The 14,836-nt window shown below is 70.6% G+C and carries 12 protein-coding genes; all 12 read left to right on the top strand.

What is annotated here, in order from left to right:
• The first annotated feature begins 22 nt into the window (after positions 1-22).
• Complete coding sequence (locus tag AWX74_RS40600; protein WP_006538854.1) at positions 23-181, top strand: hypothetical protein; 159 nt, start codon at positions 23-25, stop codon at positions 179-181.
• Between the two features lie 541 nt (positions 182-722).
• Positions 723-2,762 carry a putative bifunctional diguanylate cyclase/phosphodiesterase gene (locus AWX74_RS01500; RefSeq protein WP_091270747.1) on the top strand — a complete coding sequence of 680 codons (2,040 nt, stop codon included), beginning with the start codon at positions 723-725 and terminating at the stop codon, positions 2,760-2,762.
• An 87-nt stretch (positions 2,763-2,849) separates the two neighbouring features.
• On the top strand, positions 2,850-3,632 hold the full coding sequence (locus AWX74_RS01495) for an arsenate reductase/protein-tyrosine-phosphatase family protein (protein ID WP_242666016.1): 783 nt from the start codon (positions 2,850-2,852) through the stop codon (positions 3,630-3,632).
• Between the two features lie 174 nt (positions 3,633-3,806).
• The gene (locus tag AWX74_RS01490; protein WP_242666015.1) at positions 3,807-4,451 is read left to right on the top strand and encodes a NeuD/PglB/VioB family sugar acetyltransferase; all 645 of its coding nucleotides are present in this window, start codon (positions 3,807-3,809) and stop codon (positions 4,449-4,451) included.
• A gap of 242 nt (positions 4,452-4,693) precedes the next feature.
• Complete coding sequence (locus tag AWX74_RS01485) at positions 4,694-6,067, top strand: choice-of-anchor P family protein (protein WP_131799382.1); 1,374 nt, start codon at positions 4,694-4,696, stop codon at positions 6,065-6,067.
• A 159-nt stretch (positions 6,068-6,226) separates the two neighbouring features.
• The gene (locus AWX74_RS01480) at positions 6,227-7,507 is read left to right on the top strand and encodes a glycosyltransferase family 4 protein (RefSeq protein WP_091270736.1); all 1,281 of its coding nucleotides are present in this window, start codon (positions 6,227-6,229) and stop codon (positions 7,505-7,507) included.
• A complete protein-coding gene (locus AWX74_RS01475) occupies positions 7,504-8,685 on the top strand; it encodes a glycosyltransferase (RefSeq protein WP_091270733.1) in 1,182 nt (393 codons plus the stop codon). The genes AWX74_RS01480 and AWX74_RS01475 overlap by 4 nt, the downstream gene beginning before the upstream one ends.
• An 8-nt stretch (positions 8,686-8,693) precedes the next feature.
• Positions 8,694-10,373, top strand: a complete 1,680-nt coding sequence (gene wzy, locus AWX74_RS01470; RefSeq protein WP_131799381.1) for an O-antigen polysaccharide polymerase Wzy — start codon at positions 8,694-8,696, stop codon at positions 10,371-10,373.
• Positions 10,370-11,878 carry a lipopolysaccharide biosynthesis protein gene (locus AWX74_RS01465; RefSeq protein ID WP_091270729.1) on the top strand — a complete coding sequence of 503 codons (1,509 nt, stop codon included), beginning with the start codon at positions 10,370-10,372 and terminating at the stop codon, positions 11,876-11,878. The genes wzy and AWX74_RS01465 overlap by 4 nt, the downstream gene beginning before the upstream one ends.
• A gap of 79 nt (positions 11,879-11,957) precedes the next feature.
• Positions 11,958-12,998, top strand: coding sequence for a class I SAM-dependent methyltransferase (locus AWX74_RS01460; RefSeq protein WP_091270727.1), 1,041 nt, complete (start codon positions 11,958-11,960; stop codon positions 12,996-12,998).
• A gap of 8 nt (positions 12,999-13,006) precedes the next feature.
• A complete protein-coding gene (locus AWX74_RS01455; protein WP_165615422.1) occupies positions 13,007-14,191 on the top strand; it encodes a glycosyltransferase in 1,185 nt (394 codons plus the stop codon).
• A gap of 16 nt (positions 14,192-14,207) precedes the next feature.
• Positions 14,208-14,786, top strand: coding sequence for an acyltransferase (locus AWX74_RS41945; protein WP_193209616.1), 579 nt, complete (start codon positions 14,208-14,210; stop codon positions 14,784-14,786).
• Positions 14,787-14,836: the final 50 nt, after the last annotated feature.

The following is a 14,836-nucleotide window of genomic DNA, read 5'->3' as shown; positions in this document are numbered from 1 at the left end:
AATCGCCTTAGGGGATTGACTCATGTACAGCTGGATATTCAGACATCTCCCCGGGCCGAGGCAGGTGCGGATCCCGCTCGCCGTGCTTCTCGCGCTCGCCGTTGTCGCGATTCTCCTTTTCCTGGTCTTCCCGCTGGTCGAGTCGTATCTGCCCGCTACGAGCGTAACCGTCGGGGACTAGGCGGGGAACGCGTCGGTGTGTTGCTCGCTGTGGCACGCGAGCTTTCCCTGCCGGGTTCCACGGTCGGACCACATGCAGATCACAAGTGGCAGGATCATGCCGTTGAAGCGTCGAACGTTTGCCGTTCGTCAGGGAATCTTGTCCCGTGATGTCTTCCGATGAGTGAACGGAGGGGCTAGTAGCCCTTGCGGCCGGGCCAAGAATCCCGGGGTCCGATAACCTGCCAACTCGTGCGGGTGACCCGCACGTACCGCGGGGGCGAGCGAACCAGGCGCAGGCAGCCGCTACGACAGGGCAGGCGTGGGGAGCCCGTTCCTAACGGAGCAGGTTCGACTTCGGGGGCAAATCGTATGGTCAGGCAAGACTTTTCTCTGAGTGGTTCACCAGGTGAGCGTCGGTGGTGACCTCGGCGCGAGTGGACCGCACGAGCAGGCGGCGTACCCTGCCTCGCAGGCTGCCGGCGGGTCCTCCCGGTGTGCCGGTGCCGGTACGGGCAGCAGCGGAAGCGCCGGTGACGCACGCGCCAGCGGAACGAAACCCGATGGGTGAGCACAACGATTCGTCCGGGCCGTCGGCGTGCGCTGCGCTGACAGGAGTCGACACCGCCGGCGCAGGCGAGGGTGAGACGGCCTGTTCCGGTCCGGGTGGATATGTGGTGCTCGGCGGCGTGGAGGCCCCCGGCCCGGTGCGGGCGGGGGCCTCCACGCCGCCGTCGGACCCGGCACCGTGCTCCGGCGGCGCCGGTTCGGCCCGGCCGATGGCTGTCCGTCGTTCCGTCGCGCTCGGATCGGCGCACCGGGCTGCCGCCGCACTCGTCCTCGCCCCGGTCCTACTGGTTTCCATCGTGGTCTGGTCGCTCTGCCGCGGAGGGTCGACTCTGCCTGCGATCCTGGCTTCCTCCCTGGCGACGACGCTTGCCGTCGGTCTGCCGGTGCTGGGCGTCAGCGGCCGAGCGGCCGCGCTGCTCGGCCGGCGCCGGCGCGGCGTGGACGGCCTCACCGGCCTGCCGGGCCGCCGGCATTTCCTGAAGACCGCCGGCCACTGGCTGGGAGGCGGGCATCGGGCCGGCGGCGCCGCGCCCGCCGCACTCATTCTCGTCGACCTTGATCGCCTGCGGGATATCAACGGAACACTCGGTCATGAGAACGGTGACCGACTGCTTCGGTCCGTCAGTGACCGGCTCCAGCAGGTTCTGGGCGCCGACGATCTGCTGGCGCGCGTGGACGGTGACGAGTTCGCGGCACTGCTGCGCGGCGTCGACCTCCCCGACGCGGAGGGGGTGGCGCGGCGAATCAGGGAGGCACTGCGGACACCGGTCAGCCTCGACGACCTGCGCGTGCAGGCGGAGGTGAGCGTGGGTATCGCCCATTTCCCGGAACACGGGCGGAACGTGCTCGAGCTTATGCGGCGGGCAGAAGAAGCCATGTACACGGCGAAGGGCACCCACAGCGGCCAACGCGTCTACGCTCCCGACTGCCAGCTGGGGAGTCGGGCGAGCCTGGGGCTGCGTGCCGATCTGCGTGAAGCGCTGGACGAGGGCCAGATCGAGCTGCGTTACCAGCCCAAGGTCGACATGCGCAGCGGGCGGATCAGCGGAGTCGAGGCCCTGGTGCGCTGGCGGCATCCCACCGGAGGCCTCCGGCCGCCGGACCTCTTCCTTCCCGAGATGGAGCGGGCGGGTCTGATGGAGCTGCTGACCCGGCGTGTCCTCGACCTGGCCCTCACCGACTGCGTTCGGTGGCGCGCGGCCGGGGCCACGCTCGCGGTGTCGGTGAACGTGCCGGCCTCGGTCATCGTCGACCCGGGATTCGTCGACCTGGTACGCGGGGAGCTGGAGCTCCATGGCCTGCCCCCGTCGGCACTGGTCGTCGAGGTCACCGAGGACGGGCTCATCACGGTTCTGGAGAAGGCGCAGCGAACGCTCGCGGGCCTGCGTGACCACGGTGTGCGGGTCAGCCTCGACGACTACGGCACCGGGCTGTGCTCCCTTGCCTATCTGCTCGAGCTCCCGGCCGATGAGGTGAAGCTCGATCAGCGCTTTCTGCGTGACATCGACCGAGACCCCTCCGCGGCGGAGATCGTCCGATCCACCGTCTCCCTCGCACATGCCCTGAGCCTGCGCATCGTGGCCGAGGGCGTCGAGACGTCGCGCTCGTGGGCCTCACTCGCTGCCTGGCAGTGCGACGAGGCGCAGGGTTACTTCGTCTCCCGCCCGATGACGGGGGAGCGGGTGCTTAGCTGGCTGAAGGAATGGGATGACCGTCTCCGGCGGCTGCCGCAGGTGGGCGAGTCGACGATGACAGGGCCGATCAAGGTCACATCCGGGTCGCCTGGCGCCGGTGGTGTGTTCCCTCAGCCTGTTCCCGAGGCAACCTCGCTCACGGCGACCACAGCGGTAGCCCCTGTGGCGGGCGGATCCGATCTGACCGGCACTCCGGTTCCACCGAACACCGCGCCGTTGAAGATCGGCGTGCGCGGCCCGGCATCACGATCTCGGGCATATCGCGGCTCGCAGCGCGTCGACACGGGAGGGCGACGCCTGTCCGGCCAGCTGGTGCACGAGGATCGGCTGACGGGCTAGCGGGAACGGCGTACCTGGTGGCCAGGCCTCACGGGAGGTAGGCCTGGCCACCAGGCCATGCCGTGGCGCCGTGGATGGGCTGGCGCCGTGGATGGGCTGGCGTCGGGGGGCAGGTTGTGGAGGGCAGGTTGTGGAGGGCAGATGGCGGTTGGACATCTGAAAGCCGTGCAGGATCGGGCGAGCTGGTCGGTGCTCATTGTCTGTACCGGCAACATCTGCCGGTCCCCGGTCGCGGAGCGGCTGGCCGTCGCCGGGCTGACCCGGCTGATGGCGCGGGTCGGGCTGCGTGAGCCACTCGCCCGCGCGGCAGCGGTGAGCAGCGCCGGAGTCCAAGCCCGCGTGGGTGAACCCATGCACCCGCTCGCGTCGGCGGTGCTGGACGAACACGGCGTGGACGATGCCGGGTTCCGTGCACGGCAGCTGACCACCGCGATGGCGGAGCGGGCGGATCTCGTTCTCTGTGCGACGCGTCAACATCGTGCGGACGTCGTCACGCTGGCACCGCGGGCGGTCCGCAGATCATTCACCCTGCGCGAGTTCGCGCGGCTGGCGGATTGGGCTCTGGCCGATGGTCGCCTGGCCTCGCTCGAGCCGGAGGTCGGGATCCAGCCGGAGCACCTGCGGGTGGCGGGGATGGCGCTGACGGACGCCGCGGCGGCGGCGCGTGGCATGACGCGTCCGTCTGCTCCGGAACACGACGACATCGCCGATCCCCTCGGTGGAAACCTGGAGGCCTTCCGCGACTGCGCGGACATCATCGACGCGGCGGTCAGGTCGGTGGAAACCGTGCTTACGAGCCTGCTGCTGCCTCACCCCGCAGCGGTTCACCGAGGACCGGAAAAAATAAATAACCACTGCAGCAAAGATTGAAGTAAGCGCATAGGTGTGGGTGCGGCCGGACGGGTGTCGACGCGCACCGGTACCGGTTGATTGTGGCCCGGTGCGGAGAGGTATCGGCTACTCTCGCAGCAAGTAGCCTCCGGAAAATATTGAGATGTTTTTCGGGTATGCGAAGAGAGAGCTGGTTGCGGTATGGATGCGCTGGTGATCGTAGGTGCGGGTGGCCACGGCCGGGAGCTGCTCGAGGTCGTCGAGGCTGTGAACAAGGTCGAGCCGACTTACGACATTCTCGGCGTACTCGACGACGGTGAGCCCGATCTCGACCTCCTCGCGACCTACGGAGTCCGCCATCTGGGGCCGGTGAGCCTCCTCGCCGACCTGGACGCCAGGTATGTGCTGGGAATCGGCTCCCCGTACGCGCGGCGGGCGATCGATCGTGCTGCCACCGGCTGGGGCCGTGTACCGGTGACCCTCGTCCACCCGGCCGCCATGGTCGGCCGCCGGGTCACCCTGGGGCCTGGAAGCGTGGTGTGCGGGTTCGCCAGCATCACGTCCAATGTGCTGACCGGTCGTCACGCTCACGTCAATGTCGCGGCGACGGTCGGGCACGACTGCCGGCTGGGCGACTACACGACGCTTGCGCCCGGGGCTCGGATCAGTGGTGCCGCGACGATAGGTGACGGGGCGACGATCGGGAGCGGCGCGGTTGTCCGACAGGGGCTCACGGTCGGGGCCGGCGCGGTCGTCGGCGCCGGCGCGGTCGTGATCCGGGAGCTTCCCGCCGAGGTGGTGGCCGTCGGGGTTCCCGCTCACCACCGGCCGCCCGTGCCGCAGCTTGGCTGGTACTGATCGCCGCGCTGTTCGATCGAAGCCGTGGCGCTGGAGGCCCGACCCGCAGCCACGCTGGAGCCGAATCCCACGCGGGCGCCGCGCCTCCTTCCTGCCGGTCCTGACCAACAGGAAGGATGCGCGGCGTACCGATCCGATCCCGACCTCGCGTCGGCGGGGCGAGCCGCTACTCAGCGTAATCACAGTTAACGTCACTCTCCGTTAATGCTGATCGACTTGACGAAGTCGAATGGAGTGACTAGATGCGCGAAGTGCAAGTGAGATGCCGTGGCGGGAGGTTCAGGCTCGCCCGGTCCGTCAGCGGGATCGTCGCCGCCGCGGTCGCGGGTGGCACGATCGTTCTGACCGGCGGGAGCGCCACGGCGGCGTCCCCCCCTGCCGTGTACGACCAGCTCGCCTACTCGACCCAGGTGACGGTCGGTGGCGTGATCGACTCCGGGGCCACCTTCCCCGAAGGCCTCGGATGTACGACAGCCAGCGGGGTGAGCCGCTCGAACGGCGGCGCGGTGTCCATCCCGGCACTCTCGTTGAACGCGGGAGCGAGCACCAACACAGTGTCGACGCTCGCGGTCGGGCCGGTGCAGACCGGTACCTCGACCAGCCAGCTCCTCGGTCTGGACCTGCTCGGTACCCCCCTCCTTCCCCTGATCTCCGCCGACGCCATTGACATCACCACGACGGCGACGAGCGCGGCCGACGGGACGGTCACCTCGACGGGTTCCGTGACGGTGACGGACCTCAAGCTCAGCGGCATCACCATCCTGGACGGGGTGGTCGCGCCGAACACCGGGATCGCCATTCCGGGAGTCGGTTCGCTGGTGGTCAACCGGCAGATCCCCGTCCCGGGCAACATCGGCCTCGTCACGATCGGGCTCTCGCTCGACATCACCCTGGGGCCGCTCGCGGGAACCTCGATCACGATCGGTTACTCCCACTCGTTCTTCCGGCCGCCGCTGCCGGTGATCATCTCCGGGGTCGCCTACAGCAACCTGGTGTCCGCGGGACCGCTCACCGTCGGGCCTCTGGCCGCGACCGGTGTGCCCTGCACGGGCGGGACCTCGACCGACACCGCGCTCGGGATCACCGTCCCGGGGGTGATCACGACCGGCGCGATCACGGAGATCGGTGAGGCCACGATCGGGAGCCCGGATTCATCGGGCTCCACCACAAGCACGGTCGCGGGGATAAGTCTGCTCGGTGGTGTGGTGACCGCGAGTGCGATCACGGCCAAGGCCAACGTGTCCTACGACGGCGGTACCTCGACCTTCGACTCGACCGGCACGAGCGTCGCCGATCTGGCCATCAACGGTGTGCCGTACGTCGGGCCGGTTGACCCGGGCACCGAGATTCCCATCCCCGGGGTGGGCGTTCTGTACATCAACCGGCAGATCTCGGATGCCACGTCGCTGAGTGTCCGGGCGATCGAGCTGGTGCTGACCGGTCCCGTGCTGTTCCCCGGCGGGACGCTGCCCACCTACTCGGTCATCCAGGTGGGCGTGGCCAACATCTACGCCGTCGCCGACGAGCCGATCGGGCTGTCTGCGCAGCTTGACCGAATCGACCTGCTCAACAAGGCCTGTGCCGAGCAGACGGACGCGGTTGCCTGCCTCACCTGACACCTGACACCTGACACCTGCCCCGAACTGATCCGGGGTCCCCGCGGTGGCAGCCGCGGGGTCCCCGCGACACGGCGCCGGATCGAGCTGCTCTCTGTATCTGAATGAGTACGCTGGGTTGCCGAAATCGTTCCAAGGTTGGTTGGGCTGAGGGAGACCATGCGGATCGTTGTCGCCACCGAAGCAAGGTTGCAGCAGAACGAGGACGGCCGTGTGCTGACGCCGAACCCCGCCGCCGGTTACTCGACCTGGGCCAGCTATCTCGGTGTCTTCGACGAAGTGCTGCTCGCCGCCCGGGTGGCCCGCGGCGCGGCCGGCGACCAGGACGGCATCCCGGTGGAGGGCACCGGAGTCCGCGTGCTGCCGCTGCCGACCTTCCAGGGCGTCGCGGCCTACGCACGCCGCTGGCCCGTGCTGCGCGGCGCGCTGCGTCGAGCGGTCGCCGAGCTCCACCGCCCGGCCGCGGACACTGCCTTCGTCGCGCGGGTTCCCGGCCTGGTCGGCACGGTTCTGTTGAGTGAGCTCCGGCGCCGGCGGGTGCCGTTCGGGCTCGAGGTCGTCGGAGACGTGGCCGAGGTGCTCGCTGACCACCGCCCTGCCGCGCTGCTCGCCGGCCAGCTGCTCGCCCGCCAGTGCCGCAGCGCCGCCGCCGTCAGCTACGTCACGCGGAATGTCCTGCAGAGCAGGTACCCGGCCCGCCCCGGGGTGCCGATGATGAGCTGCCCTGGGTCGCTGCTGGAGGACGAGGACTTCGTTCCGGCACCCCGCCGAGCCCCCGGCGAGTGGGGTGCGACCGGGCCCGGGCACTCGCGCCCCGGCCGACCGGTGCGCCTTCTGACGATCGGTTCGCAGGAACGTGTGTACAAGGGGCATGACGTCCTCATCGACGCGGTGGCGCTGATGCGGTCCAACGGCATCCCGGTGATGGCGACCATCGTCGGTGACGGCCGGCATCACGACGAGATCGTGCGGCGGGCGGTGGACCGCGGCCTCGGCGGGGACGTGCGCTTCATCCGCTGGCTTGGCAGCCGTGCACAGGTTCGAGCGGCGCTCGACGACGCGGATGTGTTCGTGCTCCCCTCCAGGACCGAGGGCCTTCCGCGGGTCCTGGCCGAGGCCGCTGCCCGGGCGCTGCCCGCGGTCGCGTCCGCGGTGGGGGGCGTGGTCGAGTTCCTGCCGCCGAGCGACCTCGTGCCGCCGGATGATCCCAGGCGGCTCGCGGAGACGCTGAGCGAGCTGATCGCGAGCCCGGACCGGTACTTTGCCGCCTCCGAGCGCAACCTCGCAACCGCGAGGGAGCACTCCTTCGAAACGATCCGGCCGGTCATCCTCTCCTTTCATCGGACGCTGCGAGAGGTCACCGCGGCGGCCGCCGCGCCGGCGGAGCGCGGGGCCGGCCCCCGCGAAACCGCCGGACCGTTCGTCAGGCCCGGGCGATGAGTGTCGCGGACCGGGCGTCCGCGCGCCCGCGGCCCCGTACGGTCCTGCACGTGTTCGGTGTCATGGACCGGGCCGGTGCCGAACTGCGCACCGTCGACCTGATGCGCAATCTGGACCCGGATCGCTACCGGTTCGTCTTCGTCACCCTCACCGGCCGTCCCGGCGCCCTGGCGGAGGAGATCCGTTCGCTGGGCGGCTCGGTCCACCCCTGTCGCCTCGACCTGGGTTTTCCGGTGCGTTTCCTCCGCCTGCTGCGCGCACTGCGACCCGACGTCGTGCATTCGTGTGTGGCCACCTTCTCCGGGGCGATCCTGCTGATCGCGAGGGCCGCCGGCGTGCCCCTGCGGGTGGCGCACTTTCACAGCACCGGCGACCGCCACGGTGCCAGCCTGCGGGGACGTGTCCAGCGCGCGGTGATGCGGCAGCTGATCGACTGGTTCGCCACCGATCTCGTCGCGGTCGCCGAGGCCACGATGACCAGCCTGTGGCGGTCGGACTGGCAGCGGGAGCGTCGTTGCCGGGTGCTCTACAACGGGTTGGACCCGGCACCGTTCGAGCGCGCGCTCGTCACCACCTCCCCAGCCTCCCCAGCCTCCCCAGTCGTCGCTGCCGCCGTCGCCTCCACGGCGGCGGCCGAATGGCGGCCCACCATCGTGCACGTCGGGCGGCCCGATCCGGTGAAGAACCGGAGCGCCGCGGTTGACGTTCTGATCGCGTTGCGGCGGCGCGGTGTTCCGGCCCGGCTGCGCGTCGTCGGCCGCCAGGACGCACACGAGTCGGCCCAGCTGCGTCGCCGGGCCGAGCTCGGCGGGGTCGCCGACGCCTTCGACCTGCCCGGCGAGTCGTTCGACATCCCCGGCCTGATGGCTGGTGCTGACCTGTTGCTGCTGACCTCACGGCACGAGGGCCTGCCGACCGTCGTCCTCGAGGCCTGCGCCGTGGGCACGCCGGTGCTTGCTCCGGACCTGCCCGGAGTCGTGGAGATCGGCCGCCTGCTCGACGGCGTGACGACGGTGCCGCAAGGTTGCGCCTCCGAGGCCTGGGCCGAGGCCGCGGCCGGCATGCTGGCCGCACCGCCCACATCGGCGCAGCGCGTACAGGCACTTCATGCGTTCTCCTCCTCCCCGTTCGTGATGGACCAGTGGCGGCGCGGCATGACCAGCCTGTGGGATCAGTGACAACCGGCGTGCCCGTCGCTTTCGGTGTGGGCCCGCGGGTGCTGGCCTTCCGGCTGGGCGCCGGCGGCATTCTCGCAGCTCTGCTGGCGTTCTCGGAGGAGATCTCGGCACTGCCTCCGGCCGGGGTCGCGGCGGTGACCTTCAGCCTGCTCGGGTGCCTCGTCGCGCTCTGCGTCCGGGCCCGGACGCAGGGCGTCCTCTCGTGTTCGGCGGTCTACCTCGTACTGCTGGTCCTGTTCCATTTCGGGCTCGCGCTGCCGCTCGCGCTGCACCGCCCACTGGTCTCCAGCGACGGGCAGCTCGGTTTCGACTGGATCCTGTCCGTCTCGACGGGACGGATTTTCACGATCGCGGCGATCGGCGTGGCAGCTGCCGCGGTGGGAATGTCCCTGCCTGCTTCGTCGGCTGGCCGGGTGTACCGCGACCGGTCGACCGGTACGGACATGCCTGCCGACATACCTGCACCGCCGACGAGGTCGGCCGCGACCGGCGTGGTCGGATTCGCGATCCTCGCCGCCTCGATCAGCCTGATGCTCCTGCTGATCAGGCGGGCTGGCGGGAGCGGCCTGCTGTTCGGATCGTACGAGGACCTGATCACCCTGGCATATCGCGATCCGCTGGTTCCCTATCTGGATTTCGGTCTGGGTTTCGGCCTCATGCTGCTGACCGTCGATGGCGGGCGGCGGATACGCCGGACGGGCTACCTGATGTTCGGGCTGTTCGCGCTGATCGCGTTGCCACTGGGTATGCGGGGAACCATCCTGTTCCCGGTGGCTGCGGCCGCCGTGGCTCACATGATGCGCCGGTCCGGCGACGTCCCCTCGTTTCCGCCGGCCAAAGCCGCTGGTCGTGGCCTCGAGATCCGCCTGCCCGCCTCGTTTTCCCGCGACTCCGTCGTCGCGGGAAAACGAGGCGGGCGACGCGGATCGAGCCGCTGGACCGGGATAGGGGCCGCGCTGCTGGCGGGAGTCGCCCTCCTGAGCGCCGTCGGGGCGCTTCGGGACATCCGTCAGCATGGCCTGGCCGAGGTCACGCTGAGCCAGATCGGCTTCGGACCCCTCGACGGTCTGGCCGAGATGGGGGCGTCGCTTCGTCCCGTAGCGGAGGCGGTCACCTGGCGAGACGGGTACGGCGAACCCGCGGCGGGCGGCCGGACCTACACCGGTCAGCTTGCCCGCATCATCGAAGGGCGCCTGCTCGGAATCCCGCAGCCACCGGCCGAGATCGACGACCGGCTGTTCAACACGGTCATCCGAGAACGATCCGGTCCGATCGGTGGCTCTCCGATCGCCGAGGCCTACTACAACTTCGGCCTTCCCGGCGTGGTGGCCATCCTCTTCGTCATCGGCCTGTTGTGCGGCTGGCTCGACGGCTGGCGGTCGAGGTGGACCGACGCGGCCTGCAGCGTCCTTCTTGTGCCGCTCCTGATCGGGGTGCGCAACGACTTCACCCCGCTGCCGATGCAGGTCCTGGTCGGCACCGTTGTGCTGGTCGCGGTCCGAGCGGCCGGGCACTGGTGGCGCAGCGCCTCGCCCGGCCGGTGGAACCGTGCCCCGCAGGTGGGCTCCGGCAGCCTGAACGACTCCGCGCGGCCGGCGAGACTGGCGCCGCAGGGGTCGCCCGGGTCGCAGAGGATGCGGGGGGCGCAGGGGACGAGTGCCGGTCTGCGCTCGCTGGCCTCCCGATGAGCGGCGTGCGCCGGGCCGGTGCCGGCACTGTCCCGCCTGCCGGGCACGGTTCCGCCGTCGGTGGTGCTGCCGGTGGCGCCGTCGGTAGTGCTGCCGGCGGGGGCGACGTTCATCCCGAGCCACCTTCCCCGGGCGGGCGCCACCGCGCGGTCTCGCGTGGGGCCGGGCGCTCCGCGGCGCGGGCGTCCGGTGTCGCCGGTCCCGCTGTCGCCGTATCCGCCGCGGCGCTGGGCGCTGCGTTGACGAACCTGGTCGTCGCGGTGATGACCGCACGCGCCCTGGACGTCGGGGGCCGGGGCGAGCTCGTCCTGATCCTGACGGTCACCGGTCTCACCGGGATGTTCGTCGCGCTGGGTACGGGTACCTCCGCTCGGTACTATCTCGGGCGCACGGACCCGCGGGTCTCGGTCGACCACGTACTCGGGCTGAGCCTGCTGCTCCTGGTGCCGCAGTGCCTGCTTACCGCCGGCATCGTGGGGCCGACCCTCTGGCTGGCGGACGCGCCCGAGCGGGGTCCCGGAATTCTGGTGCTCACCGGGCTGCTGTCCGTGTCGACCTTGCTGGGCATCCAGCTGATCGACACGTTGAACGCGGTCGGCCAGGTGATCGCCTCGGCCCTCGTCAACACGGCGGGTTGCCTGGCGCAGCTGGCGGCCCTGGCCGTGCTGCAGGTATCGGCCGGGACGCTGCGAGTGGCTCCGGTTCTCGCGGTGTCCGTCGTCGCGGGCGCTTTCCAGTGCGTCGCCGGGTTCCTTCTCCTGCGGCGGGCGGGTCTGGTGAGCCGGCCCCAGCTGGACCGTGCCGCATCCGTGCTGCTGATCCGGACGGGCGTTCCCGCGCTCGGCATGAACACCGCGATGTCGATGACCTTCCGGCTCGACCGGTATCTGATCGGGGTGATGTCGGGGACGTCGGCCGTGGGCATCTACAGCGTTGCGGCGACCGCGAGTGAGATTCTCCGGCTTGTCCCGTCCTCCTGGGGCCAGGTGCTCTGCTACCGGGTGGCCAGCGGCACGATGGGCACCCGAGCTGTGTTCGCCGAACTGGTTCGCGTGTTTGCGGTGATGGCCGGAGTCGCCGCGCTCATGTGGCTCGCCGCGGACCACCTTGTTCTGTTCTTCTTCGGCGATGCCTATCGGAGCGCGGTCACCCCGCTACGGGTGCTTCTGGTCGCCGAGCTTCTGTTGGTGGCCTTCCAGATCGACGCCCGGGTCCTGAGCGGTCAGGGCCGGACCAAGGCGTGCGGTGCGGCGGGCCTGGTCGGACTGGTCGTGGTCGCGGCCGCTGATGTCATCCTGATTCCGGCGGCGGGCATGGTGGGCGCGGCGTGGGCGAGCCTGATCGCCTATGGGGTCGTCAGCCTGTGGACCAGAGCCGCGATGGCCCGTGATCCCCACGTGCCCCGTGATCCTCGCGTGCCCCATGATCCCCGCAAGCCCCGGGGGACCGGCGACGAGCCGATGAGTCTCGCGCCGACCAAACCGGAGCCTGCTGGCACCACCTAGCCACATTTCCCCAGCCACATTTCCGTCCGTCGCGTCGCGCCGGCCGTCGATTCCAGCTCACGAACAGCGGGAGCCCGCCATGCCAGCTCAACGGACCCCGGTCCGATCCGGTGCCGCCGACCCGGGTGAGATCAACCGCGGGCCGGGCCGGGCCGTTCCCGGCGCCGGCAACGGCAACGGCAACGGCGGGATCCGGCGACGCGGCGTCCGCCGACCGGGGGCGGCCTCGGCGGTCAGGGGATTCCGAGTGGTGTGGCTGCCAGGAGCCCACGGCGGCCGGCTCGCCTATTTCTCGGCCCAGGCGGATGCGGCCTACTGGGACGGCGTCTGGCAGGACATCGGTCTGTCGTATCGCCGGAGCCGGCGCGGACACCTGCCTCATCAGCTGCGGTCCACCTTCCTGTCCTGGGCGGCTCCAGGCGGGCGGGTCCTCGAAGCAGGCTGCGGTCTGGCGCACTTCACCGTCGCGGCCCGGGCCCGTGGTTTCGCGGCGGAAGGCGTTGACTGGGCCCCGGAGACACTGGCCCGGATCCGCACGCTGCTTCCGGATGTGCCCCTGCGGTCGGGGGATGTCCGACAACTCGACTGCCCTGATGGCAGCTACGACGCCGTCTACTCACCGGGGGTGTGCGAACACTTCGCGGAGGGCCCGGAGCGGATACTCGCCGAGACCTACCGCGTTCTGAAGCCGGGTGGGGTCGCGATCGTGTCCACGCCGTGCCTGAACGAGTATCTGCAGCGCCGGCGACATCTCTATGAGAACGGACCGGACGTGGCTCCCACCGCGGCACCGGACGAATGGGAGGACTTCTACCAGTACGCCTTCGCCCCGGAGGAGATGTCCGCGATTCTGCGTGGCCTCGGCTTCGAGGTGGTGGACGTCAGGCTGCACGGAACCCTTCTCACGCTCGCCACCTGGTCGATGCCGTGGCTTGCTCAGCTGCCGGGGTCGATCAGTCGGCCGCTCGGCCTCACCGTCGACAAACTGCCCGTGCTCCGCCGCTGGGGGGCCAGCTGCATCTGGGTCGCGCGCCGGCCGGAGGACGAACAGCACGGCGGGGATCAGCGCGGGGAACGTGGCGGCGGGGAGCGGGGCGGCGGCCGAGAGGCGGGCCGGTGATGAGGATCGTGACTGTTCTGAAGACCGGAAACGGCTGCCTGTGGACGATCCCCATCCTGACGGCGCTGGCTGACGACGGTCACGAGGTGGTCGTGCTGCTTCCCGAGGAGGACAGCCCGCTCGCGCGGCGCTGCGCCGAGCGCGGCATCCGGGTCGTGCGCAGTCCGGCACCGGTCCCGTCGCGCTCGCCGTTGCGGCAGGCCGCCGGTGTGTGGCAGCTCCGCACGCTGCTGCGCGATCTCGACCCGGATGTGCTGCACTACCACCTGTACGCCTCCGCGGTGCTCGCGCGGTTTGCCTCCCTCGGGCGTGGCCCGACCCGGCGGCCGGCGCGGGTGCACATGGTCGCGGGGCCGCTCTACCTGGAGAACCGGCTGATCGAGCTGGTGGAGCGTTGGTTTGCCCGGGCGGACGACCTGGTCGTCTGCTCGTCGGGGCACCTCCGTGAGCGTTACCTCGCCCTCGGTGTGCGCCCGGATCGGCTGCCGACCGCCTCCTACGGCGTCGACCTCGTGTCGTTCGTCCCGCCCGGTGATGACGCCAGGGCGAAGGCGAGAGCGGAGCTCGGCCTGGACCCGTCGGCCTTCGTCGCCGTCTGCGTCGCCTACTTCTACCCGCCGAAGCGGCTGGTGCACCGGGGGCAGGGGATCAAGGGGCATGAGGTCCTGCTCGAGGCCTGGTCCCGGTTCACGGAGCGCTCCGGGCCCGCGACGCTGGTGCTGGTCGGCGGTGGACACGGACCGGGCGGCGACGCCTACCGTGACCGGCTGCGCGACTGGGCCGCCGGGCTGTCCGGCGCCGCCTCGGTGGTCTGGGCCGGCCCCGCCCAGGATGTGCGTCCCTTCTATGCGGCGGCCGACGTGAGCGTGAGCCCGTCGCTGTCGGAGAACTACGGCGCCGTCGCGGAGGCGTCCGCCTGCGCGGTGCCGAGCATCGCGTCGGCTGTGGGCGGGCTGCCGGAGCTGGTGGGGGACCACAACGGCTGGCTGGTGCCGCCCGGCGATCCCGCGGCCCTCACGGTCGCCCTGCGCGCGGCCTTCGATCTGCACCAGGCGGCGCTGCGGGGGGAGACCGGTGAGAACGGTCTGGCTCGGCGCGGGCGGGCCGCGCGTGCGCGGGCCGAGCAACTGCTCGATCAGGAGAAGAACCGCAGATATATCGCTGACGCGATTCTCGGTGCGGCCGGATCGTGAGATGGGAGCACAGGCAGTGACCGAGCATGGGTACCAGCGCCCGAAGCACGGGATTGACGGCCTCGTCGGCATCGTCCGCCGGGCCCCGGCCGCCCTTCACCTGCGCTACCAGCAGCGGACGGATCCGATCGGCTACGCCCGGCGGATCGGGGTACGCCTGGGTGACCGTTGCCGGCTGATCGGCGTCACCGGGTCGACATTCGGTAGTGAGCCGTACCTGATCCGCCTCGGTGACCACGTGGTGGTCGCGGCCGAGGTCAGGTTCGTGACCCACGACGGGGCCGTCTGGGTTCTGCGTGACGATCATCCCGAGGCAGACGTCGTCGCCCCGATCACCGTTGGGTCGAACGTCTTCATCGGTCTCGGTGCGCTCATCATGCCCGGGGTGACCATCGGTGACGAGGTCGTGATCGGCGCGCGTGCGCTGGTGAACCGGGATGTCCCTGCGGGGTCGGTGGTGGCCGGGGTGCCGGCGCGGGTCGTGGGATCCGCTGCGGACTTCCGCGCCCGTACTCTCGCCGCCTCGGTGGGTACCGGCCTGCTGCCCGAGCAGGAGAAGCACCGGCGGCTGCAGGAGCTGTTCGAGCACCGCTGACGCCGGGCGGGCCGCGGGTCAGCGACCCTCCCGGCTGACCCACCCGCCGC

It is taken from the genome of Parafrankia irregularis (assembly GCF_001536285.1).
Taxonomy (GTDB): domain Bacteria; phylum Actinomycetota; class Actinomycetes; order Frankiales; family Frankiaceae; genus Parafrankia; species Parafrankia irregularis.
This window is presented reverse-complemented; position numbering and strand designations above follow the sequence as displayed.